Here is a 2484-nt window from a genome sequence, read left to right on the forward strand (position 1 = left end):
AACGCCTTGAGCTTACAGGATATGGTCAGGACTTGGCTCATAAGTTCATTGTACTTCATCAAAGCGCATTTCTCCCGGCACTGACCCTACGGGTACAGTGCGGGGCTCCTGCGATTTCTAGCTGAAGAGCGATCTGCACGCCCGGTAAGAAGTCAGCAAGCTGCCCTGAGGGATCCCCTTATTCAGGATCCACCAGGGATCCCATGAACAACACGGTTTGGGCCGCTGGGTTGCCGCCGGATCCGGAGGCCACAATGGCAAACCAGAAGGGCCGATCTGCCACAAATTGAAAGGGCTCTTGCCGGTCGACAGCAGTCCGGGAGACGATCACCCCAGTAGCGGCTGCCGCCTCGGATCCCTCTTCGTTCACTTCAATTGCTGCTTTGTGCAGGACTTTGCTGATCCGCGCTGGCTCTGGGGTCATCTGGCTGAAATCAGCTCGGTTGGAAAAGGCAACTCCCAGGCCCAACTGCTGCAGAACGGAAGTGAGATCCGTTTCATAAGCCAATTCAAATCTCGGGATCCGTACCGAACCGGCACGGGGGCGCAGGGATCCCGTCCATTCTTGCCAAGTTTCCGGGCTCAGCTCTGCCCGCAGCGATTCCAGCTTCACTCCCTTCTTGGGCAGCAGGATCAGCATTTCCAGTTCTCCTTCCCCGTAGGGCAGGCTCACCACCTGCAACTGCTCGGTTTCCAGGTAGTCGTAACGACCTGATTGAACCATCATGGGTACTCGGACGCGGCGGCCATCCAACCGAGTAAAGGGCTGAGTTTGGGTGCGCTCCGGATCGAAGGGCTGAGTCCACTCGCCTTTGAAGTAGATGGCATTGAGCAAAACCATCAAATCCTCGCGGCTGAGGCGATCCACAATGCGGTTGATCTTGCCCTGGGTGCGCTCGGCCACCCAGCCGTTGATCTGGTTCACCGTTTGCCGGGATCCCAAATCCACCCGATTCACCACCGCTTGGTAGTAGGTGGCTAAAGCCTGCAAAAACTGGGGCTGTAAGGTGAGGGTTTGATCCACCCAGAGGCCGTTGGCCATTTGCACCTGGACTGGCCCTCCTGCCGGGGATCCCTCCGCCAGCCAGCCCACCATTTGGGCATTGCTCCAGTTCAACTCATTGAGGGAAAGGTCCTGTGCCTCCAGCACCTCGGCCATTGCCGTTTGAGTCTCCCCAGAGGCGCCGTTGTAGAGCATGCTCAGGGCCAGGCGGATGCTCAAGGGGGAGAAAAAGAGGTTCTCTTGGGGCTGCTGCCGGAGCAGGTGATCAAACAGTTTCAGCGCAAAGCGGCTTTGGGCTTGTTGGGCCACGGTCTTTTCCCCATACCCTTCCCCATAGGTCACCGTTGGCTCAAAGGGAATCCGCACCGGGGTTTCCTGTGAACGGGATCCCATCCCGTGAGTGGGCCAGAGGCCCAGGCTCAGTAAACCCAGCAGAGCCAGAAGCGGGATCCGGCTCACCGAGGATCTATTGAATCTATTGAAATTGAAATTGAAAGGGTCTTTCATACGGCTCTCCTGGCAGGGTGGGGAACGATAAAGTCTATGGCTATGCTATCGGGTCGGTTGCGGGCTGCTCTTGCCCAGGGACGCCATTTCCGCTGCGCTCAAGGTGGAAAGACGCAGGCAGCTTCCGGCAAGCAAGAATTGGCAAGGCCCTCCCAGGGGGGAACTTCCTGCGTCTGGCTGGTCAAGTCGCGGCAGCAGCGTCCGGCGCGATAGGATGAAGCCTGCACAGGAGAGCGCCACATGGTTCTGTTCACGATACACGTTCCAAAAGGGTGCAGAGTCGCCTTGGGCCTGGCTCTACTGCTCCTGGGATCCGGCTTGGGATGTACTGCTGCCACGGAGAGATCTCCCGCCTCACAAACTCAGGTAACCGAAGCCATCTCTCCATCCCCCCCAGCCATAGGGCAGCCCCAGCAACTGCCGGTTGAAGCCGAAGTCACCCTTGCCGGCCAACGCTTTGAGCTAGAGGTGGCCCGCACCCCTGAGCAACAGCGCTTGGGCCTGATGTTTCGCACCGATTTGCCGCCGGATCGGGGCATGTGGTTTCCCTTTGATCCGCCCCAGCCAGCTTCTTTTTGGATGTTCAACACCCTGATCAACCTGGACATCATTTTCCTTCACCAAGGCAAGGTGGTGTACATTGCCGCCGATGTGCCCGGCTGCCCCGCCCAACCCTGCCCCACCTATGGGCCGCCTCCTTCCCAGTTGGTGGACGGTGTGCTGGAGTTTCGCGGCGGGACGGCTGCCGCTTTGGGTTTGGCCGTTGGAGATCCGGTCGAGATCCGAGAGCTTCAGCCCGCAGCCCCTTGATTTCTACCTCCCTTGGGGACAAGGAAGACGGGCTCGAAGATGATCTTTTGAAGAATTTTTGCGATGATTTTTGAGGGTTGCTAACTAAGCCTACAGAAGAGCATGACTCTAGTCAATAATAAGCTCAACTATACTGAAAATAATGTATAATATGTTCAGTACGG

At 57.6% G+C, this 2484-nt stretch carries 3 protein-coding genes; 2 read left to right on the forward strand and 1 reads right to left on the reverse strand.

Features of this window, described 5'->3' with window-relative positions:
• Nucleotides 1-178: 178 nt before the first annotated feature.
• The gene (locus NW839_RS11890) at nt 179-1510 is read right to left on the reverse strand and encodes a serpin family protein (protein ID WP_414352061.1); all 1332 of its coding nucleotides are present in this window, start codon (nt 1508-1510) and stop codon (nt 179-181) included.
• A 36-nt stretch (nt 1511-1546) separates the two neighbouring features.
• Between NW839_RS11890 and NW839_RS11895 the strand changes: the two genes are divergently transcribed.
• Together NW839_RS11895 and NW839_RS11900 are read left to right on the forward strand one after the other, a co-directional pair.
• Nucleotides 1547-1723, forward strand: a complete 177-nt coding sequence (locus NW839_RS11895; protein ID WP_414352062.1) for a hypothetical protein — start codon at nt 1547-1549, stop codon at nt 1721-1723.
• Between the two features lie 72 nt (nt 1724-1795).
• Nucleotides 1796-2320 (forward strand): DUF192 domain-containing protein, encoded by a 525-nt coding sequence (locus NW839_RS11900; RefSeq protein WP_414352063.1) that lies wholly within the window; start codon nt 1796-1798, stop codon nt 2318-2320.
• Nucleotides 2321-2484 lie beyond the last annotated feature (164 nt).

The sequence above is a fragment of the Synechococcus sp. R5-15 genome (assembly GCF_047462035.1).
GTDB lineage: Bacteria > Cyanobacteriota > Cyanobacteriia > Thermostichales > Thermostichaceae > Thermostichus.